This window comes from Arenibacter echinorum, assembly GCF_003259375.1.
GTDB lineage: Bacteria > Bacteroidota > Bacteroidia > Flavobacteriales > Flavobacteriaceae > Arenibacter > Arenibacter echinorum.
Genome location: NZ_QLLN01000006.1, coordinates 292,833 through 315,458 on the forward strand (window position 1 = coordinate 292,833; position 22,626 = coordinate 315,458).

22 protein-coding genes are annotated in these 22,626 nt (G+C 38.3%); 14 read left to right on the forward strand and 8 right to left on the reverse strand.

Features of this window, described 5'->3' with window-relative positions:
* Window positions 1-196 precede the first annotated feature (196 nt).
* The 8 genes from LV92_RS16850 (at window position 197) to LV92_RS16885 (ending at window position 8,828) form a co-directional block, all read left to right on the forward strand.
* Window positions 197-991, forward strand: coding sequence for a glycosyltransferase family 2 protein (locus tag LV92_RS16850; protein ID WP_111624765.1), 795 nt, complete (start codon window positions 197-199; stop codon window positions 989-991).
* A gap of 320 nt (window positions 992-1,311) precedes the next feature.
* Window positions 1,312-1,998 (forward strand): phosphocholine cytidylyltransferase family protein, encoded by a 687-nt coding sequence (locus LV92_RS16855; RefSeq protein ID WP_111624766.1) that lies wholly within the window; start codon window positions 1,312-1,314, stop codon window positions 1,996-1,998.
* Window positions 1,995-3,818, forward strand: a complete 1,824-nt coding sequence (locus tag LV92_RS22125; protein WP_111624767.1) for a CDP-glycerol glycerophosphotransferase family protein — start codon at window positions 1,995-1,997, stop codon at window positions 3,816-3,818. Before LV92_RS16855 ends, LV92_RS22125 begins: the two co-directional genes overlap by 4 nt.
* A 6-nt stretch (window positions 3,819-3,824) precedes the next feature.
* Window positions 3,825-4,394, forward strand: coding sequence for an L-threonylcarbamoyladenylate synthase (locus LV92_RS16865; protein ID WP_111624768.1), 570 nt, complete (start codon window positions 3,825-3,827; stop codon window positions 4,392-4,394).
* A 2-nt stretch (window positions 4,395-4,396) separates the two neighbouring features.
* Entirely contained in the window at window positions 4,397-5,821 is a 1,425-nt protein-coding gene (locus LV92_RS16870; protein ID WP_111624769.1) for a CCA tRNA nucleotidyltransferase, read from the forward strand.
* A 266-nt stretch (window positions 5,822-6,087) separates the two neighbouring features.
* Complete coding sequence (locus LV92_RS16875) at window positions 6,088-7,122, forward strand: COX15/CtaA family protein (RefSeq protein WP_111624770.1); 1,035 nt, start codon at window positions 6,088-6,090, stop codon at window positions 7,120-7,122.
* Between the two features lie 26 nt (window positions 7,123-7,148).
* Window positions 7,149-7,646, forward strand: coding sequence for an IS1096 element passenger TnpR family protein (locus LV92_RS16880; protein WP_111624771.1), 498 nt, complete (start codon window positions 7,149-7,151; stop codon window positions 7,644-7,646).
* Window positions 7,647-7,769: 123 nt separating this feature from the next.
* Complete coding sequence (locus tag LV92_RS16885) at window positions 7,770-8,828, forward strand: nucleoid-associated protein (protein ID WP_111624772.1); 1,059 nt, start codon at window positions 7,770-7,772, stop codon at window positions 8,826-8,828.
* Window positions 8,829-8,969: 141 nt separating this feature from the next.
* On the opposite strand, the gene LV92_RS16890 is transcribed toward LV92_RS16885, so the two are convergent.
* Window positions 8,970-10,049 carry a hypothetical protein gene (locus LV92_RS16890; protein WP_111624773.1) on the reverse strand — a complete coding sequence of 360 codons (1,080 nt, stop codon included), beginning with the start codon at window positions 10,047-10,049 and terminating at the stop codon, window positions 8,970-8,972.
* A 77-nt stretch (window positions 10,050-10,126) separates the two neighbouring features.
* Between LV92_RS16890 and LV92_RS16895 the strand changes: the two genes are divergently transcribed.
* The 3 genes from LV92_RS16895 (at window position 10,127) to uvrB (ending at window position 14,089) form a co-directional block, all read left to right on the forward strand.
* Window positions 10,127-11,026, forward strand: coding sequence for an ABC transporter ATP-binding protein (locus LV92_RS16895; protein WP_111624774.1), 900 nt, complete (start codon window positions 10,127-10,129; stop codon window positions 11,024-11,026).
* A 29-nt stretch (window positions 11,027-11,055) separates the two neighbouring features.
* Window positions 11,056-11,889, forward strand: coding sequence for an ABC transporter permease (locus LV92_RS16900; protein ID WP_111624775.1), 834 nt, complete (start codon window positions 11,056-11,058; stop codon window positions 11,887-11,889).
* A 211-nt stretch (window positions 11,890-12,100) separates the two neighbouring features.
* Entirely contained in the window at window positions 12,101-14,089 is a 1,989-nt protein-coding gene (gene uvrB, locus LV92_RS16905) for an excinuclease ABC subunit UvrB (protein WP_111624776.1), read from the forward strand.
* Between the two features lie 142 nt (window positions 14,090-14,231).
* Here uvrB and LV92_RS16910 read toward each other — a convergent pair whose 3' ends face one another.
* Both LV92_RS16910 and LV92_RS16915 read right to left on the reverse strand, forming a co-directional pair.
* The gene (locus tag LV92_RS16910; RefSeq protein ID WP_111624777.1) at window positions 14,232-14,657 is read right to left on the reverse strand and encodes an Hsp20/alpha crystallin family protein; all 426 of its coding nucleotides are present in this window, start codon (window positions 14,655-14,657) and stop codon (window positions 14,232-14,234) included.
* Window positions 14,658-14,782: 125 nt separating this feature from the next.
* A complete protein-coding gene (locus tag LV92_RS16915; RefSeq protein ID WP_111624778.1) occupies window positions 14,783-15,184 on the reverse strand; it encodes a TerB family tellurite resistance protein in 402 nt (133 codons plus the stop codon).
* Window positions 15,185-15,308: 124 nt separating this feature from the next.
* On the opposite strand from LV92_RS16915, the gene LV92_RS16920 reads away from it, so the two are divergent.
* Window positions 15,309-15,677: a DUF1456 family protein gene (locus tag LV92_RS16920; protein ID WP_111624779.1), complete on the forward strand. Its 369-nt coding sequence runs from the start codon at window positions 15,309-15,311 to the stop codon at window positions 15,675-15,677.
* A gap of 218 nt (window positions 15,678-15,895) precedes the next feature.
* Here LV92_RS16920 and sucC read toward each other — a convergent pair whose 3' ends face one another.
* Entirely contained in the window at window positions 15,896-17,089 is a 1,194-nt protein-coding gene (gene sucC / locus LV92_RS16925) for an ADP-forming succinate--CoA ligase subunit beta (RefSeq protein WP_031443424.1), read from the reverse strand.
* Window positions 17,090-17,328: 239 nt separating this feature from the next.
* A complete protein-coding gene (locus LV92_RS16930; RefSeq protein WP_245946419.1) occupies window positions 17,329-18,027 on the reverse strand; it encodes an LON peptidase substrate-binding domain-containing protein in 699 nt (232 codons plus the stop codon).
* A gap of 98 nt (window positions 18,028-18,125) precedes the next feature.
* On the opposite strand from LV92_RS16930, the gene lysA reads away from it, so the two are divergent.
* Together lysA and LV92_RS16940 are read left to right on the forward strand one after the other, a co-directional pair.
* A complete protein-coding gene (lysA, locus tag LV92_RS16935; protein WP_111624780.1) occupies window positions 18,126-19,367 on the forward strand; it encodes a diaminopimelate decarboxylase in 1,242 nt (413 codons plus the stop codon).
* A gap of 54 nt (window positions 19,368-19,421) precedes the next feature.
* On the forward strand, window positions 19,422-19,961 hold the full coding sequence (locus LV92_RS16940; protein ID WP_111624781.1) for a thioredoxin family protein: 540 nt from the start codon (window positions 19,422-19,424) through the stop codon (window positions 19,959-19,961).
* A gap of 89 nt (window positions 19,962-20,050) precedes the next feature.
* Here LV92_RS16940 and guaB read toward each other — a convergent pair whose 3' ends face one another.
* The 3 genes from guaB to LV92_RS16955 all read right to left on the reverse strand — a co-directional run bounded on the left by guaB (window position 20,051) and on the right by LV92_RS16955 (window position 22,625).
* Complete coding sequence (guaB, locus tag LV92_RS16945) at window positions 20,051-21,523, reverse strand: IMP dehydrogenase (protein ID WP_111624782.1); 1,473 nt, start codon at window positions 21,521-21,523, stop codon at window positions 20,051-20,053.
* Between the two features lie 65 nt (window positions 21,524-21,588).
* Entirely contained in the window at window positions 21,589-22,089 is a 501-nt protein-coding gene (locus LV92_RS16950; RefSeq protein ID WP_111624783.1) for a hypothetical protein, read from the reverse strand.
* Window positions 22,089-22,625, reverse strand: a complete 537-nt coding sequence (locus LV92_RS16955) for an FMN-binding protein (RefSeq protein WP_111624784.1) — start codon at window positions 22,623-22,625, stop codon at window positions 22,089-22,091. The genes LV92_RS16950 and LV92_RS16955 overlap by 1 nt, the downstream gene beginning before the upstream one ends.
* Window position 22,626: the final 1 nt, after the last annotated feature.

A 22,626-nucleotide genomic window follows, 5' to 3' on the forward strand; every position in this document is an offset into this window, starting at 1 on the left:
AAAGCCCTACAAAACCCGCAATATCCAATCCTAATTGACCTTTTCGGGCACATTTTAGGAAAAACTACTTGTAATTTGATATACTATTATGGCTTTTTAATTGTTATGTATTAGGTAATGTCGTTATAAATTTTAGTGATTTCAACGCAACTATTTCTATTAAAACTATCTAATAAGTGATAAAAATTTCGATTGCATGATAGATAAGAGTGAAAAAATATCGGCCTTAATAATCACTTATAATGAAATGGGATACATTGAAAAGTGTATCGATTCCATTCAGTTCGCAGATGAAATTATAGTGGTGGATTCGTATAGTACGGATGGCACCTACGAGTATCTAAACAATCACCCCAAAGTTAGGGTTATCCAAAACGAGTTTGATAATTATACGGCCCAGAAATCCTTTGCCCTAAAACAGGCTTCACATGATTGGATTCTTTTCTTGGATGCGGATGAAGTGGTTACGGACAAGTTGAGGAATGAAATAAAATGTAAGGCCAAAAAGGATTCTGAACATTGTGCCTATTGGTTCTACCGAAAATTTATGTTCAAAAACAGTCGACTGCGCTTTAGTGGATGGCAAACCGACAAGAACTACCGACTTTTTAGAAAAAGTAAGGCTCAATTTTGTAAGGAAAAAATAGTTCATGAAACCCTTATTGTAAAAGGTACCTCCGGAATATTGAAGCAGAAGTTAATGCACTTCTGTTACAAAAACTACGAAGATTATAAATTTAAAATGCTAAGATACGGGCGTTTAAAGGCCAAGGAGGCCCATCAAAAAAACAAGAAGTTTAATTACCTTTTGTTAGTTTTTAAGCCTTTTTGGAAGTTTTTTAACCACTACATAATTAGATTGGGAATACTTGATGGAAAAAAAGGGATTACCATCTGCTATTTAAATGCCTTGGGTGATTTTGAAAGGTACAAGGAACTAAAACGTTTGGGTAAAAAAGAAAAAATGGCTTATTTTTTGGTCAAATCATAATTGTATCTGATTTACCTCCCGATAATTTTTCCTTAGACCAACATTCATATCATTCTATACTATATACCCCATTAAGGCCCTAGCTCCTTATTATATGCTTTGGATTTTTGAGATCCTGCTAGTGCTTAAATCTTTCATTCTTGGAAAGTATATGTACTAACAATGAAAGCCAATCAAGACTTCCTACTCTTGACCATAAAAAATTATAAACCATTATTTACATATCTTTGCCCACTCCCTTAACCTTACATTAGGTTAAGGACCAAAAAACATAGGACCTGTCTAGCTCTTGACTGGTCACTGAATAAATTATAAAACTCATGAAAATTGTCATTTTAGCAGCGGGTATTGGATCAAGACTTGGGAACCCATTTCCTAAACCTTTGACACCTTTAAAAAATGGAAAATGTATCATGGAGATGCAGGTCAACAATTTGGAAGAAACCTTTGATATAGATGATATTAACGTTGTTGTTGGTTTTAAAAAAGACCTAATAATGGAACGCTTTCCGGAACTCACCTATATATACAACCCATTTTTTGATCAGACCAACACTTCCAAAAGTCTTTTAAAAGCCCTAAGAAAAAACAGGGACAAATCCGTGCTTTGGCTCAATGGCGATGTTGTTTTTGACGTAAGTCTCCTATCCGTCCTAATACCCTATATTAATAAAAATCAATCATTCGTAGCCGTAAACACCAGTAAGGTGGCAGATGAAGAGGTAAAGTACACGTTAAAGGATAATTTTATTGATAAATTGTCCAAGACGGTGAGAAATGGACTTGGTGAAGCAGTAGGCATAAACTTCATTGCTGCCAAGGACATAAAAAGTTTTATCACCAGACTTGAAGAATGTGAGGACAATGATTATTTTGAAAGAGGTCTGGAGATGGCCATAGAAAAGGACGGACTTAAAATTAGTGCTGTGGACATTTCTGATTACAATTGTATGGAAGTCGATTTTAAGGAAGATTTGGAAAATGCCAATACCCTATTTCGAAAATGAAAGTAATTTTATTTTGCCAAAATGCATATGCCTTTGGCATCCTTGCTCCCATCCGCGATGTACTTCAGGAACAAGGTCACGACTTTCTTTGGTATATTTCGGGGAAACTCTTGGAAAATTTTCCATATAAAAATGAAGATTATACAGTTAGCACTTTAGATTTACAACTCTATAAAAGTGATGCCATTTTCGTGCCTGGAAATGAAGTACCTTATTATATCCGCGGACTAAAAGTCCAAGTTTTTCATGGACTTGCTGGTGAAAAAAAAGGGCATTTCAGGATACGGCACTACTTTGATCTTTATCTTACCCAAGGCCCGTACTTCACGGATAAATTTAATGAGTTAAAAAAGAGACATAAAAATTTCGACGTCATCGAGACAGGATGGCCAAAATTGGATGTTTACAGCACTGAAAAAAACAGGTATGACTTTGAAAAAAAGGCCATATTGCAGCAATACAATACGGACAAAATTGTGCTTTATGCCCCTACCTTCTCCCCTAGCCTTACTTCTGCCCCCTATCTAGTTCAGGAAATAAAAAACCTTGCCGAGACCACGGGATACGTAATCCTAATTAAGTTCCATGACCTTATGGACCCAAAATGGATAAAGGCTTACAAAAGACTATCCAATGAAATACAAAATGTGCTCTTCAAAGAGGACAAAAACATTATTAAATCGCTTATCCAGGCAGATATATTGGTCAGTGATACCTCATCCGTAATTTACGAATTCATTCTCTTGAACAAGCCGGTAATATCCTTCAAGAATATTGCCGACAAGGTGTTGTGGGACAACTCAAAATCTTACACTGGTCTTACCGAGAAAGTTTTGGACAATTTTCACTTCGACCCCCACGCTGCGGAAAGAGCATATATTAACATGCAATTTCACCCGTATCAGGATGGAAAATCGGCTCTTCGCATGGTAAATGCAGTTAAAGAATACATTGAAATACATGGAGTACCAGTAGAAAGGAAGCTGTCCCTAGCGAGAAGGCTAAAAATCAATTCCATGTTTGGGAAACCGACAAAAAACCCCTTTGTTGGTGAAAAAACAAATAAAATTTCTGCTATTCTCATTACCTATAATGAAGATATCCATATCAATGCTGTATTGGAAAATATAAAGTTTGCGGACGAGATAATCGTTGTGGATTCCTTCAGTACGGATGGCACTATCGAAAAGATCAAGGAGCATCCTAATGTAAAATTGATCCAGCGACCATTTTTAAATTATACGGATCAAAAATCCTATGCCCTGGAGCAGGCAACCAATGATTGGGTACTTTTCTTGGATGCGGACGAACGAGTTCCGGATCGACTCAGAAATGAAATCTTGGAAACTGTCAATTCCTCCAAACCAACGGCTGATGCCTATTATTTTTACAGAACCTTTATGTTCAAAAATAAGGTTTTGCGCTTTAGTGGTTGGCAGAGCGATAAAAATTATAGACTGTTCAAAAAAAGTAAGGTGCATTTTACACAGGATAGAATAGTACACGAAACATTGGTTGTGAACGGAGAGTCCGATGTGCTCAAAAACAAACTAGTTCATTATTCCTATAAGAATTATGAAGATTACAAGGGCAAAATGATAAAGTATGGACAAATGAAGGCAATAGAAGAACATAAAAAAGATTATGCCCCCAACTTTTACCACTTTGTATTCCGCCCGTTTTACAAATTTTTCAATCATTATATTCTAAGATTTGGCATACTAGACGGAAAAAAGGGGATAATCATATGTTATCTGAACGCATTGGGAGTGTATTCCCGATATAAGGAATTAAAAAGATTAAGAAATTTAAGAGAATAAAGTATTATGAAAGATTTGCTTTCCGAGGTAAACCAATGCTATGATATACTCACTAAAGGAGGTCTAATATTGTACCCTACGGATACCGTTTGGGGTATTGGCTGTGATGCCACAAATGCGGCAGCTGTAGAAAAAATTTACACCCTAAAACAAAGATCCAATTCCAAGACTATGATCTGTTTGGTGGCCAATGATTTTATGCTGGAGCAGCATGTTGAAAAAGTACCGGAGCTGGCCTATGATATTATAGATCTAGCTACCAAACCAACCACCATTGTCTATGAATCCCCTAAAGGAGTGGCTGCAAATTTAATTGCCGATGACAACACTTTGGCCATTAGGGTAGCAACTGATCAATTCTGCCAATTTCTTATAAAGAAATTTAAAAAACCAATCGTGTCTACCTCCGCAAATATAGCCGGGAAACCAACTCCCAATTCTTTCAAAGAAATATCCAGTGAGATTTTAAAAGGTGTAGACTATATAGTAAATTTGGACCGCGATAAAATTAACAGTACTCCATCTTCCATTATTATGCTCGGTAATGATGGTACCGTAAAAGTGATCCGAGAGTAAGAATGACGAACAGAAACCACGAAGAGGCCATAAATAACCCAATATTTTCTACCATTTCCGAAGCCGCCAAGGAACTTTCATTAGATTCTTACGTAATCGGAGGCTTTGTGAGGGACTATTTGTTGCGAAGGGGAACCCATAAAGATATCGACATTGTTGCTATTGGCAGTGGAATTGAATTGGCCAAATTGGTCGCCAAGAAATTACCAGGGAGTTCGGAGGTTAGTATCTTTAAAAATTTTGGAACCGCAATGATCAAATTTCAGGACATTGAAATTGAATTTGTAGGGGCCAGAAAAGAAAGTTACCACAGGGACAGTAGAAAACCTGTTGTTGAAAATGGGAGTTTGGAAGATGACCAAAAAAGGCGGGATTTCACTATCAATGCCTTGGCCATTTCACTGAATCCCAAGGACTACGGACAGCTTTTAGACCCCTTTGACGGCATTGGGGATTTAAAAAGACAATTGATCAGAACCCCTTTAGACCCTGATATTACTTATTCCGATGATCCTTTGCGAATGATGCGCGCCATAAGATTTGCTACGCAGCTAAACTTTATTATTCATCCTGAATCGTTGCAGGCGATAGTGGACAATAAGGAAAGAATTAAAATTATTTCCAATGAGCGCATCGTTGATGAATTACATAAAATTTTGGCCAGTAGCAAACCCTCTATCGGATTCTCCTTATTGCACGAAACAGGACTTTTACCTTTTATAATGCCGGAACTGGTTGCTCTGGAAGGTATTGAGGAAATAGAAGGGCAAAGGCACAAGGACAATTTTTGGCATACACTGGAAGTAGTTGATAACATTTCCGAAAATACGGATAATGTCTGGCTGCGTTGGGCCGCCTTATTGCATGATATAGGCAAGGCCCCTACCAAAAAATTCGACAAAAAAATCGGGTGGACGTTCCATGCCCATGAATTTGTGGGATCCAAAATGGTCTACAAAATTTTTAAGCGACTTAGGTTGCCCTTGAACGAAAAAATGAAATTCGTCCAGAAAATGGTACTTATGAGTTCCAGACCCATTGTCCTTTCCGAGGATTTTGTAACTGACTCGGCCGTTCGAAGACTCATTTTTGACGCGGGAGAGCATGTAGAAGATTTAATGACCCTATGTGAGGCGGATATTACTACCAAGAATCCTAAAAAACAAAAAAGGTATAGGAACAATTTTAAAATTGTCCGTCAAAAAATTGAGGAGGTCGAGGAAAGGGACCACATAAGAAATTTTCAACCGCCAATCAGTGGGGAAGAAATTATGGAAACTTTCAACCTAAAACCATCCAAGGAAATAGGCATGATCAAAGAAGCCATTAAAGAGGCTATTTTGGAAGGTGATATTCCCAATGAATACAATGCCGCCTACGCCCTAATGTTACATAAAGGAAAGGAACTGGGGCTCAAATCGAAATAAGCCTTCCGCCTCTATTGGTATAACAAATAGGAGCCCTATCTCTCAAGGTAAACTGCATTTAACTCTAGAGAAAGTTCTAGATTACCTAACCAAGGGACTAGGCTTTTGATCAAGGACTCCGACAAAAAGGCGGGGTAGGCTCGAGCATATCAGTTTAATGCCCCTACGGCTTTTGGAATACCGGTCTTACAAATAAATTCCCCTTATCCTTGGCTGTTTTTTAAAGAAAAGAGTGGTAATTTTGCAGGACTCTTTCAAACATCCAAATGCAGAAAAAATTTACAAAAATCGCCAAGATCAGTCTAGTTTTGGTCTACTTGGTAATTGTGGCCGGTGCAGTGGTAAGAATGACAGGTAGCGGCATGGGATGCCCGGATTGGCCCAAATGTTTCGGTTATTATATTCCCCCTACGGATATCACGGAATTGCAATGGCAGCCGGAAAAGGAATTCAAAAAAGGTCAGGTTATTATTGTAGACGAAGCCCTAAGGGTGGCCAAGGAAAATTTTAGTACCTCCTCTTCCTATAATGCCAATAATTGGACACTGTACACAAAACATGACTACGCTATTTTTAATCCTTTCCATACATGGACCGAGTTCATTAATAGGCTATTCGGCGCCCTGGCCGGGCTGGGAACCTTAATAATGGCCATAGCCTCTTTGACTTACTGGAAAAAACAGAAATCCATTACTATACTTTCTTGGGTGGTAGTATTTGCCATGGGCTTCCAAGCATGGCTTGGAGCCACTGTAGTGTATTCCGTTTTGGCTCCGGCCAAAATAACCATCCATATGGTAATGGCCCTGTTCATAGTAGCTCTGATCCTATACCTGATACAAGCCACGAGCAATAAGATCAAGTCTTTAAAACCAGATAAAGTAACGAGAAACCTAATGATCTTTGTTCTCTTGGCCACCTTGGTACAAGTAGTATTGGGCACCCAAGTAAGACAGTTTGTGGATGTGCAAACCGACCTTTATGGTGAAGATGCCCCTAACTTATGGCTGAATAGTGCAACGCTATCATTTTACATCCACCGTTCATTTTCTATAATAGTGGTCCTTTTGAACCTTGCCCTAGCCATAAGAATCTATAAATTAAACCTTGGGTATTCTAAAATAAATTGGGTACTGGCGCTTTTACTTCTTGAGGTTATTTCCGGGATGGCCATGTACTATCTGGATTTTCCTTTTGCTTCCCAGCCATTACATCTTGTGTTGGCATCCGTTTTATTCGGTTTTCAATTCTATTTGGTTTTGGAAGCTCTAAATGCTTTTAAAACCATGAAAACTTTGTAACTTTGCCACCACAAAAAAAGGACCCGATGATATACAAAATTAGGATTATTCTAGATGCAGAGGAAGATATTTTTAGGGATATAGAAATAGAGAATAGCAATTCTATGGAAGACCTTCACAATGCCATCACCCAGGCTTTTGGCTTTTTGGGAAATGAAATGGCCTCTTTTTATACCTGTGACGAGGAGTGGAGGCAGGACGAGGAAATTGCCCTATTTGACATGAGCGAAAATGGCTCAGATGTTCGTTTAATGAATGAGATTCTGTTACAGGACATTCTTTCGGAACATTCTCCCAAACTAATTTATGTATATGACTTTTTAAGCATGTGGACCTTCTTCGTTGAATTGGCCGATATAGTGGAAAAAGAAGAAATAAAGACCTATCCCAACACACTTTTCAGTTTTGGTGAATTGCCGGACTCCCCACCTGAAAAAAAGTTTGAAGCGGATGAAAACGAATTCGATTTTGACAATACCCTTGACAATTACGAAGATTTGGATTTTGATGAAAACTGGAACTAAAAATTCCTGTAGCTGCAAATTAAAGTAGTAGCACATTAGGATTGGCCAATTACAAAATTGATCCTTGTAAAGCCTCAATAAGGCTTTACGCACAAAATAACCCTTAAATATTTTCCATTATCCATGATCAACTTATACCCTACTCAAATTGAAACTATTTCCATACACCGTGTGGGAAACAAAAATAAAAGTGAAGGTATCTTTCTCTCGGAAGAACCATTTTCTCTTAACGATGAAACTACCGGACTCTTAAAAGAATATTTTTTTAAACCTTTTAGGGAAAAGGAGGAGAATTACTATTACTTTAACCATGAATCCGATGTTGAATTCAATGAGGTCTACAAAATTGTTTCCGATATTTTTGATGAACCTAGTAGCCTACATGCCAATTCAAAAAAAATAGCAACCCAATTATTCGACCAATCGAACCATCCACACATCAAAAGTGGTGAAGTTTACGTAGCCTATCTTACCGATCTAATGTTGGATAACGTAAAGGTGAATGCCGTGGGCATATTCAAAAGTGAGCTTAAACACGATTTTCTACAATTTCAGGAAAAGGGAAATAGCTTGGATATTTTGGTGCAGCAGGGCATCAACATCAACAAGTTGGACAAGGGCTGCCTTATTTTCAATACCGATAAGGAAGAAGGTTATAAAGTACTTTCAGTTGACAGCAATCGTTACGATACCAAATACTGGTTGGAAAACTTTCTAGGGGTGGAAGCCTTGTCCGATGATAATTTTAAGACAAAAAACTACCTGAAATTCTGCCAGAACTTTGCCAAGGATGTAGTTTTGCCTGCTGAGGACAAACAACAAGAGGTGTTGTTTATGAACAGGGCGGTAAATCATTTTGCGAAAAATGATTCTTTTGAAGAAACCAATTTCTTGAACGAGGTTATGGCGAACCCGGAATTGATACCAGAATTTAAGCACTACAAAGTAGAAAAAGGGCCTAAGTACAGTATAGAGGATGTCTCTACTTTTGACATAGCCAATAAAGCGGTTTCGGACGCCAGAAAAAAAATCAAGAACGTCATTAACCTGGATACCAATATCCAGATAAAACTTGATTTTATCAATCCGGAATCTGCACAAAAATTTGTAGAAAAAGGTTGGGATGAAGAACGCCAAATGTACTACTACCTGGTCTACTTTAACAAGGAACAGAAAAGCTAGAAAAATCCACTGGCAATCTGTTCCATGAATTGAAAGTGTGTCCATAAATATAAAATGAATAAGGCCGAAGTAATATGCTCCGGCCTTTTTTATTTTCTTATTGATATAGAGGGTTACACTAGGTAATAGAATATGTATATCTTAAAGATTTATCCTGTTCTCAATAATCTGTTTCATACTAACATCCTCATAATTTCTTTTCACAAAGTCCAGCGCAAGTGCCAGCACTTCTCCCATTGTATTACATTTTTTAAAGTCGACATCTCCTGTAAGATCATAAATATGCTGTGAAAGGGCCGCAATATTATCGTCGTTCGATATATCATCGGTCTTAACAATAGAAATGAGCCGCTTAATACGGTTCCCTGAACTCAAAATTCTTTTGGCCACGATGGAGCGTTCCTCTATTTTGTATTGATCAACAGAATTACGCTGCAACTTCTCCTTGACCAACATGACCATTTTATAATTTTCCTTAAAAAACTGGGGCCTATACACTTTCAATTTTCCTTCATAACACTGCTGGTCAAAATCTATTGCCCTTATTTTATATACCACGTGATCAAAATCGTGGGTAGGAACAATAACGTAGTTATAGGATCGCATATCCCCCAAAAGGCGGATCATACAGCGTTCATTAAACTTGACAAATTCTTTGGCCAATTGCGATTTTTCCGATTCATTACATTTCGGCAAAAAATCCTTGATAAACACATCTCCCGGAATACCGGCAATATGTTCCTCTATCAAAGTATCTCCGTAGACCAGGAAGTTTAGGTTATAGGGCGACAACATATGCTCTAGTTCCAGCCCGTATATTCTGGATGCATCGGTCTTTTTTACATAGAAATAGGTAAAATTGTCATTCAATATATTCCTTACCTTGATCCTAAAGGGCTTGGAGTTTCCAAAAGTACAATAGTCCACCGCATCAACATTTAAAAATGGAAAAATACTATCGCTACCATCGGAATGTAGAATGGAATATACTTTCTTTAAACTGATATCGATTTCCGTCCTATCGAACTCATTGTAATAAACACGTACCCAAAGAGTGTCCTCCTCATTGGAGTCATAGACCACAATAGACCCTGAAAAGCGCAACAGATCCTCATAAAAAATTGGAATTTCAATTTTTCTGCTATAGTGCTCCAAATAGGCATCCAATTTATTATTGACTGGAAATGCAGGCTTTTTCTTGGACATTAATCTTTCAGACATGGAAAAAACTTTAATTTGTAACAAAATAACGATTTCTTCGTCAAGTAAGTGCAAACAATCTAAAAATCTATCCCATTTTGGAAACTATCCTGACCGTAAACCACCTTACCAAAAAATTTGGATATCTAACCGCGGTAAAAGACCTTTCATTTAGTATTGAAAAAGGCAATGTTTATGGCATCTTAGGGCCCAATGGTAGTGGAAAATCGACCACTTTGGGAATTGTATTGAATGTAGTGAATAGAACAGCTGGTGATTTTTCATGGTTCGGGGGAACCATTACCACCCACACCGCCCTTAAGAAAGTGGGCGCCATCATTGAACGTCCCAATTTCTATCCCTATATGACCGCCATACAAAATCTGAAATTGGTCTGTAAAATCAAGGAAGTACCCCAAGATAAAATTGAAGAAAAACTGGAAATGGTCGGATTGCTGGAACGAAAAAACAGCAAGTTCAGTACCTACTCTTTGGGCATGAAACAGCGATTGGCCATTGCCTCTGCACTTCTCAACGATCCAGAAATATTAATCTTGGACGAACCTACCAATGGGTTAGATCCACAGGGTATACATCAAATTAGGGAGATCATAAAAAAAATTGCTTCACAGGGCACTACTATTCTGCTGGCCTCACATTTATTGGACGAGGTAGAAAAAGTATGTAGTCATGTGATTATCCTAAGAAAAGGCGAAAAGCTCTATTCGGGCCGGGTTGATGAAATGTTGACCAGTTATGGCTTCTTCGAACTCAGGGCGAACGATGAGGCAGCCTTGGTTACATTCTTAAGCAAACACGCCAGTTTCGGCCCTATTAAGCAGGAAAATGGTTTGATCACCGCCATTTTGAAGGAAGAAATGAAGGCAACCACCCTAAATGAGGACTTATTTAATAATGGCATAGTGCTATCCCATCTGGTAAAACGCAAAGAAAGTCTTGAGGAACAATTCCTTAATTTGACCAATAATAAGGATTAACCGCATTAATACCCTTAAACGCATAAAATATGTTACGTTTATTACAGATAGAATTTATAAAATTATGGAACAATAATGCGAGTAAGATCCTTATCATTTCCTATTTCGTCCTTATTCTCTGCATGGCATTGTTGGCCGCAATAAAATTTGACATTGGTCCGATTCAGTTCCATGTTGCCGAACAGGGCATTTTTAATTTTCCTTACATATGGCACTTGAATACCTGGATTGCAAGTGGATTGAAGCTATTTTTTGCTATAGTCATTGTATCCATGATGGCAAACGAATACAGCAATAAGACCCTGAAACAAAATTTAATAGATGGCTTGAGCAAGAAGGAATTTATCGCCTCTAAATTCTTGACCGTTTTTGCATTTTCGGTAATTTCTACCCTTTTTGTTTTTACAGTTTCATTGGTTTTAGGGCTTTTTTATTCCGATTTCACGGAGATATCCATCATATTTTCGGATTTGGAATACTTATTGGCTTATTTTATAAAGCTGTTGGGCTTCTTCTCCTTCTGTCTTTTCCTTGGTATATTGGTAAAACGTTCTGCCTTTGCCTTGGGCTTTTTAATTATTTGGTTTGCCATTGAAAATTTAGCTATCCGATTTTTGGTTTGGTGGCTTGCCGGCAAGGAGGCTTCGGCCTACGTTATGAAATTCCTCCCCCTGGAGTCTATGAGCAACCTGATCAAAGAACCGGCTTCCAGATTTAAAGCAGTACAAAGTATGGTTGAACAAGTGGGGGAACAATTCAATAAGGACTACGCCGTTCATTTTTATGAGATATTGATAGTGGGATGTTGGACTGCAATTTTCATATATCTTTCCTACGCCCTGCTTAAAAAACGGGATTTGTAAAGCTAATTTCCAAAAGCTTAACTCCCCTTTGCCTCTTTTACAGTAAAATAACTTATAGAATAAGACAATGGTTACAAATAGTTGCCGAAGCACCTCAGTATTCCCCGCTATTTATTAATTTTAGGTCATAAAACGAATATGATTTTTTTGTCGAAAGTCCAAAAAGAAAAAGATTAGACTAAAATTATAGGAGTTCCTGAATGCATTGTACATGAAATTTAAAGTTGTTTCCGGATTTAAACCTACAGGTGATCAGCCCCAGGCTATTAAACAATTAAAAGAGGGCCTTGAGGCAGATGAGCGTTATCAAACTCTTTTGGGAGTAACAGGGTCCGGAAAAACGTTTACCGTTGCCAATGTCATAGAGCAGGTTCAGCGACCAACCTTGGTATTGGCACATAACAAAACCCTGGCTGCACAATTATACTCAGAATTTAAGCAGTTTTTTCCTGAGAATGCCGTTGAATATTTTGTGTCCTACTACGACTACTATCAACCCGAAGCATATATACCCTCAAGTGGCACCTATATAGAAAAGGATCTTTCCATTAATGAGGATATTGAAAAACTACGTTTGAGTGCAACATCTTCCCTACTATCAGGCAGAAGGGATATTTTGGTAGTCGCCTCGGTTTCCTGTTTATACGGTATAGGAAATCCCGTAGAATTTCAGAAAAATGTTATAGGGATAGAAAAGGACCAAGTTATTCCGAGGACCAAATTCCTACATCAATTGGTTCAGAGTTTATACTCGAGAACGACTGCCGATTTTAGGAACGGAAATTTTAGGGTAAAGGGCGATGTGGTGGACGTTTTTCCAAGTTATGCCGACCATGCCTTCAGAATTCATTTTTTTGGGGACGAAATTGAGGAAATAGAGGCCTTTGACCCCTACAAGAACAAAATACTGGAAAAGTACCAACAGCTTAATATTTACCCGGCCAATATGTTCGTAACTTCCCCTGATGTACTTCAGAATGCCATTCACCTAATTCAGGAGGATATGGTACTACAGGTGGCCTATTTTAAGGAAATAGGGAAACACCTAGAGGCAAAACGCTTGGAAGAACGTACGAATTTTGATTTGGAAATGATACGTGAACTGGGATATTGCTCAGGAATCGAAAATTATTCCAGGTATTTGGATGGTAGGGAACCGGGAACCCGCCCATTCTGTTTATTGGACTATTTCCCAAAAGATTATTTAATGGTTGTTGATGAAAGCCACGTTACCATTCCACAGGTACACGCCATGTATGGCGGTGATAGGTCGAGAAAGGAAAATTTGGTAGAATACGGCTTTCGATTGCCTGCGGCCATGGACAACAGGCCACTAAAATTTGAGGAATTTGAAGCGCTTCAAAATCAAGTGATATATGTAAGCGCTACTCCTGCAGACTACGAATTGGAATTGAGCCAAGGGGTTTATGTAGAACAGGTTATCAGGCCAACAGGGCTTTTGGACCCGATCATTGAAGTCCGTCCCAGTTTGAATCAAATTGATGATCTCATCGAGGAAATCCATTTGAGGGTAGAAAAGGATGAACGTACCTTGGTCACCACCTTAACCAAACGAATGGCGGAAGAATTGGCCAAGTATTTAACCAGGATAAATGTTCGCTGTCGTTATATTCATAGTGATGTGGATACCTTGGAACGGGTCGAAATTATGCAGGATCTGCGCAAAGGTGTTTTTGACGTACTCATAGGGGTGAATTTATTGCGGGAAGGTCTGGATCTACCAGAGGTATCCCTGGTGGCCATTTTGGATGCCGACAAGGAGGGCTTCCTAAGAAGTGCAAGATCCCTTACCCAGACTGTAGGCCGTGCTGCCAGGAATCTAAATGGAAAAGCCATAATGTATGCCGACAAAATAACCAACAGCATGCAAAAAACAATAGATGAGACCAACTACAGACGGGAAAAACAGAGCACTTATAATCTTGAAAATAATATTACCCCCACCGCGCTGAACAAAAGTTTGGACAGTGTTTTGGCCAAAAATTCCGTCTCCACATATCATTTTGAGAAAGAAGAAATGAAGGCAGCGGAACCTGACCTATTATACCTAACCAATGAACAAAGGGAAAAAATGATACGGGACAAAAGAAAGGCGATGGAAAAAGCGGCAAAGGATTTGGATTTTATGCAAGCCGCTAAATTAAGGGACGAAATTAAATCGCTTCAGGAACAGGAATAAAACACCATTCCTGCACCATTTATTGAGAAATGGTTTCAAGGGAATTTAGCAAAATAAAAAGCGCTTCGATTTCCCGAAGCGCTTTTCCAATCAACCAACCAATCTATAATGTATCCTTCAGGATACACAACTACTTTTAAACTTAGGCTATTTCAATTAATCTTTTAGGCTTTGGCAATGCCTCCTCTTTTTTAGGAAGAATAAATTTTAAGATTCCATCTTCGTAGGTCGCGTTAATTTTATCCAAAGAAATTGTTTCAGGCAAGCTAAACACTCTTTTAAAGGAAGAAAAAGTAAATTCCCTTCTGGTATATCCATCATCCTCTTTGTTTTCCTCACTTTTAACTTCAGAGGAAATCGTTAGGATTTCATTATCGATTTCAACATTGAAATCTTCTTTTTTCCTACCAGGTATTGCCAATTCCAATACATATTCACTTTCAGTTTCCTTGACATTGGCGGCCGGTACACTTTGCTTGAAGTTGTCTACACCACCAAACCAATCTGGTCTTAAAATTTCATTCATTAATGATGGAAACATAACATTATTTCTTTTTACTAGACTCATGACTTTTATATTTTAAGTTATACTTTAAATTCTCATGAGCTAAAAGGCAAATGTTATACCGAACATATTTTAATGTCATTATGTCGCTTATTTGAATTAATAACAAGCCATAATGTCACTTTGTGTCAATTATTATAGGCTTTAAATATATTTATAAGCACGGCAGGAGGGACCACCTTGTTAGGATACTTGTGCATAACGGTAAGAACTTGCTCTATGGCGGCCTGGGGAAGTCCAAATCCCAGTCCTATATTATGTAGCTGTTCAATTTCGACTAGATGCTGTTCCTGATCCACATTCATAAGCAGTACCAGGCGATGAAATTGAAGGATGCGCTCCGCCTCGGATTTAAGTAGGACCTTATCAACTTTCTTAAGAAAAAGCGAATCAAACGTTTCCTTATCGACCTCCAATTGTTTCGCTACACCCAGCAAAAAATCATACTCCGAATCCTTGATTTCCTTGTCTGCCTTTGCAAAAGAAATCATTTGGGAAAGAATGCCCAACTTCTCCAAATATGTGCTCATAAATTACAGTTTAACACTAAGTTACGTTAAATAGCATTGATTTCCTGTCTACGGATGCAGGAAAGTAAACCCAAACTAGTACCACATCCTATTTTTTGTAATATCTTGTCAAAAATTTTACTATATGACCAATAATGATGTTCTTAAAAAATTAAGGGTTGCCTTAAAATTACGGGATGATGAAATTGTAGAAATTTTAAAATTAGTCGATTTTAAAATTACCAAAAGTGAGTTGGGTGCTTTTTTTAGAAAAGAAGATCACCCCAACTATGTAGAATGTGGCGACCAAATTTTACGTAATTTTTTAAATGGACTGGTGATACATTATCGTGGGACAAGGGAGAATCCAAAAGACCCAAAATTATCTTTGCCCAAACCGAAAAAGGAACCCATTTTCAAAGCCCATCAAAGACCGGGATTCAAGGAGCAACAAAAAAAGAAGATGGACCACGACATTAGTCCTGTAAAATATAAAAACAAAAAAAAGTCCTGATTTTTCAGAACTTTTCGAGATAGCTTTCATGTATAATTTGAATTACCCAAAATCCCCCCTCCCTTTAACGGGAATACTTTTTGAAATATTCTTTTCTTGGCTATCACACAACTTTGGTTAGTTGAGCACAAATTGTATTCAACATAAAATACCTTCAACAACAACAAAAGGCAGTACTGTTACAGCACTGCCTTTTCTATTTTTATAATTTATTGGTATTATGCCAATACTTCCTTCACCTTATCTGCAGCTTCTTGAAATTGAACTGCGGAATGCACGGCCAGACCAGAATTATCAATAATTTCCTTGGCCAATTCAGCATTGGTACCCTGTAATCTTACAATAATAGGCACCTTTATGGCATCTCCCATATTTTTGTAGGCATCCACTACCCCTTGCGCCACACGATCGCAACGAACAATACCACCAAATATATTTATCAGGATACATTTAACAGCAGGATCCTTCAATATAATTCTGAAGGCTTCTTCTACCCTTTTGGCATCAGCGGTTCCCCCTACATCCAAAAAGTTGGCTGGCTCACCACCGGCCATTTTAATAAGATCCATTGTAGCCATAGCAAGTCCTGCACCGTTCACCATACATCCAACATTGCCATCCAGATCAACGTAGTTTAGACCTACAGCCCTTGCTTCTACCTCAATTGGATTCTCCTCTAGCAAATCTCGCATTTCAGCATATTGCTTTCTTCTATAAAGTGCATTGTCATCAATGGACACCTTGGCATCCACTGCCATAATCTTATCATCGGAAGTCTTAAGAACAGGGTTTATTTCGAATAAACTTGCATCGCTCTCCACATAAGCCTTATATAAACTAGTGACAAACTTGGTCATTTCCTTAAAAGCAGTTCCGGACAACCCCAAGTTAAAAGCTATTTTCCTTGCTTGAAAAGGCAATAGGCCAGTAGCAGGGTTTATTTCCTCGGTAAAGATTAGGTGAGGCGTTTTCTCTGCAACTTCCTCTATATCCATTCCACCTTCGGTAGAATACATGATCATATTTCTCCCAGCGGCCCTGTTCAATAAAACGGACATATAAAATTCACTGGTTTCACTGTCCCCTGGATAATAAACATCCTCGGCAACCAAAACTTTATGCACTTTTTTACCTTCAGCCGAAGTTTGCGGAGTAACTAAATTCATACCAATAATAGATCCTGCTATATCCTCTACCTCACGCAAGTTCTTCGCCAATTTGACTCCTCCTCCTTTTCCTCTTCCACCTGCGTGAACCTGGGCTTTAATTACATGCCAACCGGTTCCGGTTTCCTGGGTCAATTGTTTGGCAGCATCTACCGCTTCCTTGGCATTATAAGCCACTAAACCGCGTTGAATGCGTACTCCAAAGCTCGCTAAAATCTCTTTTCCTTGATATTCGTGAAGGTTCATAAATTGAAGGTTCTAATTGTTCAGTTGCAAAAATAGGAAACACAGCGGATTTACCCTAATTAAATAAAACAGAAAAATATTTAGCACTAAGTATAATGAAATTGTACCGCCAACAGAAAAAACTAATCCAATGCTACATCAAAGTTTTATCTAAAAACAATCGGCAGCGGTCATACATACAATAAGCTTCCAATGGATGAATATTGCACTTTTCAGAAAGCCTGCCCAGTACTTTCATTTTAAATTTTGAAATCCTTAAAATCTATAGGATCGAAATTTTTAAAATGTCCGTTCATCCCTATCATTTCCTTAGATTGGTTTACCTGCTTTAAAACCTGAATGGTATTTGTTAAATGAGCTTTGACAAACAATAAGCGCTCGCTCTTATAGGTCATTTTCAAGAGTTTGTATTCTTGCGCCCGGGAAAGCCCTATCTTATGTATCAGTTGATAAATATCAAAATTCTCTAATGTAAGACCCAAATTAGATACATCCATAAGACCATATAGTTCAATGACAAGGCTAAGGACATTTTCCTCTAAGGTGGTAACGCTGTCATCATAATAAGGTAAAAATTCCACCATGCCCGCAGCGTACAATTTGCCGTCCATAACTTTTTGGAAAGTATTTATTTTAAAGGTGCGCCGGCCAACACAAACAATATCCATTTCCCCACTGTCATAGGTTTTTATGATTTCCTTTAATTCCAGTTCAGCACCATATGCTATTTCCCCATCAATATAGGCAGGAACCCCAAAATTCATAGCCATTTCCCTGACATCCCTTATCAATTGTTTGTAACGTTCTTCAAAAATATGAAGGGCCACAATTTCACCAGGAAAAAAAACGGACGGTAAAGGAAACATAGGTAGCAACATATTTTTTTTGTTTAAAATTACAACGGACTCATCAAAAAACAAACCCTGACAATCCAACATCTGTTATATTAATAACAATATGTTACATTTTTCAACTATTGCTATATATTTTTGCTCAAAAACAATAAGTAGTCTAAATTTGCACAAAATATTGAACAATGCGAAACACTGACTTATTAAAGATAGCACAAACTTATGGTGACCCAGTCTATGTATACGATTCTGAGAAAATAATTTCCCAGTTTCATAGATTGACCAATGCATTTAAAGACGTAAAAAAATTACAATTAAATTACGCCACAAAGGCGCTTTCAAATATTGCCATTTTAAAATTGATGAACAGTTTGGGAAGTGGACTCGATACCGTTTCCATACAAGAAGTTCAATTGGGACTCATGGCCGGTTTTGAGCCTAATTCTATTATATTCACTCCAAATGGTGTATCCTTGGAGGAAATTGAAGAAGCAGCTAAATTGGGCGTTCGTATCAACATTGACAACTTGTCCATTTTGGAACAGTTTGGCAGCAAGCATCCTGATATTCCTGTTTGCATTAGAATAAATCCGCACGTAATGGCCGGAGGAAATTCTAAAATCTCCGTAGGTCATATTGATTCCAAATTTGGCATTAGCATACACCAAATACCTCATTTGTTGCGTATCGTAAATCTTACGAACATGAAGGTAAATGGGATACACATGCATACTGGAAGTGACATTTTGGATATAGACGTATTCCTTTACGCTTCCGAAATTCTTTTTGAAACGGCCAAGAATTTCCAAGATCTTGAGTTTATAGACTTTGGAAGTGGATTTAAAGTACCTTATAAAGAAGGGGATATTGAAACCAACGTTGAAGAATTGGGGAAGAAATTAAGTAAACGTTTTAATGCTTTTTGCAAAGATTATGGCAGGGAACTGACCTTGGCCTTTGAGCCCGGTAAGTTTTTGGTTAGTGAGGCCGGTTTCTTTTTGGCCAAAGTAAATGTAGTAAAACAAACTACTTCAACCGTTTTTGCCAGTGTAGACTCCGGATTCAACCATCTTATTCGCCCTATGTTTTATGGCGCCATCCACAGCATTGAAAATATCTCCAATCCTGAAGGACGTGAACGCTATTATTCTGTGGTGGGTTATATTTGTGAGACCGATACTTTTGCCAGCAATAAGCGCATCAATGAGATTTCCGAAGGGGACATCCTATGCTTTAAGAATGCAGGTGCCTACTGTTTCACTATGGCTAGCAATTACAACTCCAGATTTAGACCTCCTGAAGTTTTATGGCATAAAGGGAAAGCAATTCTGATAAGGGAAAGGGAAACTTTTGACGACCTTATCAAGAACCAGATCGATGTAGAGGACTTATTCTCGACTGTTAAAGAAAAGGCAATAGCAAAATAAAATTGCTTAATTTTCGTTAGTTTTGATGTTGTTGTCGGACTAATCCCCTAAAATATGATCGTGAAATTAGTTTCCAAATCATTTTTGAAAATAGCTATTCTTTTGTGTGTGGCCATTTTACCCTTTGGTAGTATGGCACAGGAAGTAAAATGGCTTAGTTGGGATGAAGCAGCCAAATTGGCTGAAACTGAGAAAAATCCGAAGAAAATTTTTATTGACGTCTACACCGATTGGTGTGGATGGTGTAAAAAAATGGACAAGGATACCTTTCAGAATGAAGAAGTTGCCGAATACATGTCCAAAAACTATTATATGGTGAAGTTGGATGGAGAAGGCAAGGAACCCATTGTTTTCAAAGGCAAAACCTTTAAATTTGTTCCTTCGGGCAGAAATGGTTATCACGAATTTGCAGCAGCTTTGATGCAGGGTAAAATGAGTTATCCCACGACAATATTTTTGGATGAAAAGATGAATATGCTTTCTCCCGTTCCTGGGTATCAAAAGCCAGAACCCTTCCTAAAAATAGCCAAATATTTTGGTGACAATATTCACAAGGAGAAAGATTGGAATACCTACGATAGCGAAAGCAAATAGCTTAATGGACATTAAATTAAAGATAAAGAAAAAAAAGAGCCGGAAATCCGGCTCTTTTTTTATCGATATGTAACTACCATAAGTCCAAATTACCTGCTATAGTTAGGTGATTCCTTGGTAATGGTTACGTCATGTGGATGACTTTCGTTGATTCCACTTGCCGTAATCTTAACAAATCGTCCGGTCTCTTTTAAAGTTTCGATATCTTTGGCCCCGCAATATCCCATCCCGGCACGCAGACCTCCAATAAACTGATGGATACTTTCATAAAGATCTCCTTTATAAGGTACACGACCTACAATTCCTTCTGGCACCAATTTTTTGATATCATCTTCTACATCTTGGAAATACCTATCCTTACTACCTTGTTTCATGGCCTCTACAGAACCCATGCCCCTATAGGATTTAAATTTACGTCCTTCGTAAATAATAGTCTCGCCAGGTGATTCTTTAGTTCCTGCCAACAGGGAACCCAACATTACCGTATCGGCCCCAGCTGCAATGGCCTTGGGAATATCTCCGGTATAACGGATGCCACCATCGGCGATAACCGGAACCCCACTGCCCTTAATGGCTGCAGCTACCTCCAAAACCGCTGAGAATTGAGGAAATCCAACCCCTGCCACCACACGTGTGGTACAGATGGAACCAGGACCTATTCCGACTTTCACGGCATCCGCTCCTGCCTCTACCAAATATTTGGCAGCTTCTGCAGTAGCTATATTACCTACTATAACTTCCAAATCTGGAAATCTCTTTTTTACTTCCTTCAAAACAGTTACCACACCTTTGGTATGCCCATGTGCAGTATCGATCACAACAGCATCTACCCCCGCATTGACCAATGCCTCTGCCCTGTCCACGGCATCACCGGTAACCCCTAAAGCTGCAGCAACCCGCAATCTTCCGTACTGATCTTTATTCGCTATAGGTTTTTGGGTAAGTTTTGTAATATCCCTAAAGGTAATCAGCCCAACAAGCTTATAATCCTTGTCGACAACTGGTAATTTTTCAATTTTCTTTTCCTGCAAAATATCTTCCGCCTGCTCTAAAGAAGTTCCCTCCCCTACAGTAACAAGATTTTTAAAAGTCATGACCTCGGAAATAGGACGATCATTGTTTTTTTCAAAACGAAGATCCCTATTGGTTACTATTCCGATCAATTTACCCTCATCATCTACTATAGGTATCCCACCGATGCTGAATTCCTTCATGTTCGCTTTTGCATCCCTTACCGTCGAATTTAATGGCAAGGTAACAGGATCTATGATCATACCACTTTCCGCTCGTTTTACCTTGCGAACCTTCAGCGCTTGCTGTTCTATGGTCATGTTCTTATGCAATACCCCAATACCACCTTCCTGGGCAATGGCAATGGCCATGCGGGATTCCGTAACGGTATCCATAGCCGCCGAAACGATGGGCACATTGATCGTAATGTTTCTAGTAAATTTTGTTTGAATATTGACTTCCCTAGGAAGTACTTCAGAAAAAGCTGGAACCAAAAGTACGTCATCGTACGTAAGACCTTCTCCAACAATTTTATTTAGGTGAGCTTGCATAGCAATTAAAGATTAATTGCGTGCAAATATACTACATTTAAAGGAACTGATGAACAGTTATTGTGTTAATTGACTGTTACCGTTTTTTTAGACAATTGATAAAGCACCAACACAGCGGCAAGACTAAAGGTCAAGGTCATTAAAATTCCAGAAAAGATAACCACATATTTCATCCACAATAGCCCCGACCACATTAAATAAATGCCACCAAAAGTTAAAATAACGGATAAAAATGGTTCAATAGTAAGGAACATTTTAAGCTTGTGAGGAAGTTTGGCTAGCCATACTAGACCACCAAGTAGAAAAAAAATGAGCGACATAGAGAGAATGTGGGTGTGTATTATGGTAAGCATTTCCCGTTCCCCTTTTTTGAACTTCATTACCTCGGCCTCTTCATCCTCCTCATTTCCCAAATAATTTTCCACAATTCCGTTTGGTGAGGAAGTACTGGTTTCAGAAACAAATAAAAGGCCTGTATAAAAACCAATACTTAATACAAGAACAAAGGTGGCAACAAACCATTTTATTCCCTTTGGCAATGTCAGTAATAGACCATCATAACCCATTAAAGCATCTTTTTTTCTTGAAGAATTCCAACCGTTTGCAATAGGTTATCCAAGGAGGTAGTCATGGATCGCACGGAGATTGTAGCGCCAGAAATACCGTCTATATTGGTTTCATGGCTAACCCTATCTTTTCCTGTTTTTCCGGTAAACTGTTCCAACCACCTTTTACTTCCAATTTCTCCACCGTATTCCTCACGATATATCAATACCTTTGAGTGGATGATTTTCAAATTGGGATTAAAGATGACCAAATAATCAAATTGTGCCGTCTTACTGGGTGCCTGATCTACAAAGGCGTAACCCAACAGGGTGTTGCCCTGTTTTATATGGAAGAAATTATCAGCAGTAATCTTAGTCGGAAGTTGTTCGTTTACAGTTTTTGAAACAGTAACTGGCACGAAGGAATAATTCGTGGTATCAAATACTTTTTCCACTTCCTTGTCCATTTTCTTTTGAACATTTTTCGGGATTCCAAACCCAAAAAAGACTAGAGAAAATATAGCTAAAACAACTGTTGTCCGTTTTCTAAAATTCATG

Coding starts and splice junctions, on each gene's coding strand:
- LV92_RS16885 (WP_111624772.1), top strand. CDS start 7,770: ATGATCAACTTATACCCTACTCAAATTGAAACTATTTCCATACACCGT.
- LV92_RS16850 (WP_111624765.1), top strand. CDS start 197: ATGATAGATAAGAGTGAAAAAATATCGGCCTTAATAATCACTTATAAT.
- LV92_RS16865 (WP_111624768.1), top strand. CDS start 3,825: ATGAAAGATTTGCTTTCCGAGGTAAACCAATGCTATGATATACTCACT.
- LV92_RS16950 (WP_111624783.1), bottom strand. CDS start 22,089: ATGGGTTATGATGGTCTATTACTGACATTGCCAAAGGGAATAAAATGG.
- LV92_RS16915 (WP_111624778.1), bottom strand. CDS start 15,184: ATGAGCACATATTTGGAGAAGTTGGGCATTCTTTCCCAAATGATTTCT.
- LV92_RS16875 (WP_111624770.1), top strand. CDS start 6,088: ATGCAGAAAAAATTTACAAAAATCGCCAAGATCAGTCTAGTTTTGGTC.
- sucC (WP_031443424.1), bottom strand. CDS start 17,089: ATGAACCTTCACGAATATCAAGGAAAAGAGATTTTAGCGAGCTTTGGA.
- LV92_RS16955 (WP_111624784.1), bottom strand. CDS start 22,625: ATGAATTTTAGAAAACGGACAACAGTTGTTTTAGCTATATTTTCTCTA.
- LV92_RS22125 (WP_111624767.1), top strand. CDS start 1,995: ATGAAAGTAATTTTATTTTGCCAAAATGCATATGCCTTTGGCATCCTT.
- LV92_RS16870 (WP_111624769.1), top strand. CDS start 4,397: ATGACGAACAGAAACCACGAAGAGGCCATAAATAACCCAATATTTTCT.
- LV92_RS16890 (WP_111624773.1), bottom strand. CDS start 10,049: ATGTCTGAAAGATTAATGTCCAAGAAAAAGCCTGCATTTCCAGTCAAT.
- lysA (WP_111624780.1), top strand. CDS start 18,126: ATGCGAAACACTGACTTATTAAAGATAGCACAAACTTATGGTGACCCA.
- LV92_RS16930 (WP_245946419.1), bottom strand. CDS start 18,027: ATGTTGGATTGTCAGGGTTTGTTTTTTGATGAGTCCGTTGTAATTTTA.
- uvrB (WP_111624776.1), top strand. CDS start 12,101: ATGAAATTTAAAGTTGTTTCCGGATTTAAACCTACAGGTGATCAGCCC.
- LV92_RS16880 (WP_111624771.1), top strand. CDS start 7,149: ATGATATACAAAATTAGGATTATTCTAGATGCAGAGGAAGATATTTTT.
- LV92_RS16900 (WP_111624775.1), top strand. CDS start 11,056: ATGTTACGTTTATTACAGATAGAATTTATAAAATTATGGAACAATAAT.
- LV92_RS16920 (WP_111624779.1), top strand. CDS start 15,309: ATGACCAATAATGATGTTCTTAAAAAATTAAGGGTTGCCTTAAAATTA.
- LV92_RS16910 (WP_111624777.1), bottom strand. CDS start 14,657: ATGAGTCTAGTAAAAAGAAATAATGTTATGTTTCCATCATTAATGAAT.
- LV92_RS16940 (WP_111624781.1), top strand. CDS start 19,422: ATGATCGTGAAATTAGTTTCCAAATCATTTTTGAAAATAGCTATTCTT.
- LV92_RS16855 (WP_111624766.1), top strand. CDS start 1,312: ATGAAAATTGTCATTTTAGCAGCGGGTATTGGATCAAGACTTGGGAAC.
- guaB (WP_111624782.1), bottom strand. CDS start 21,523: ATGCAAGCTCACCTAAATAAAATTGTTGGAGAAGGTCTTACGTACGAT.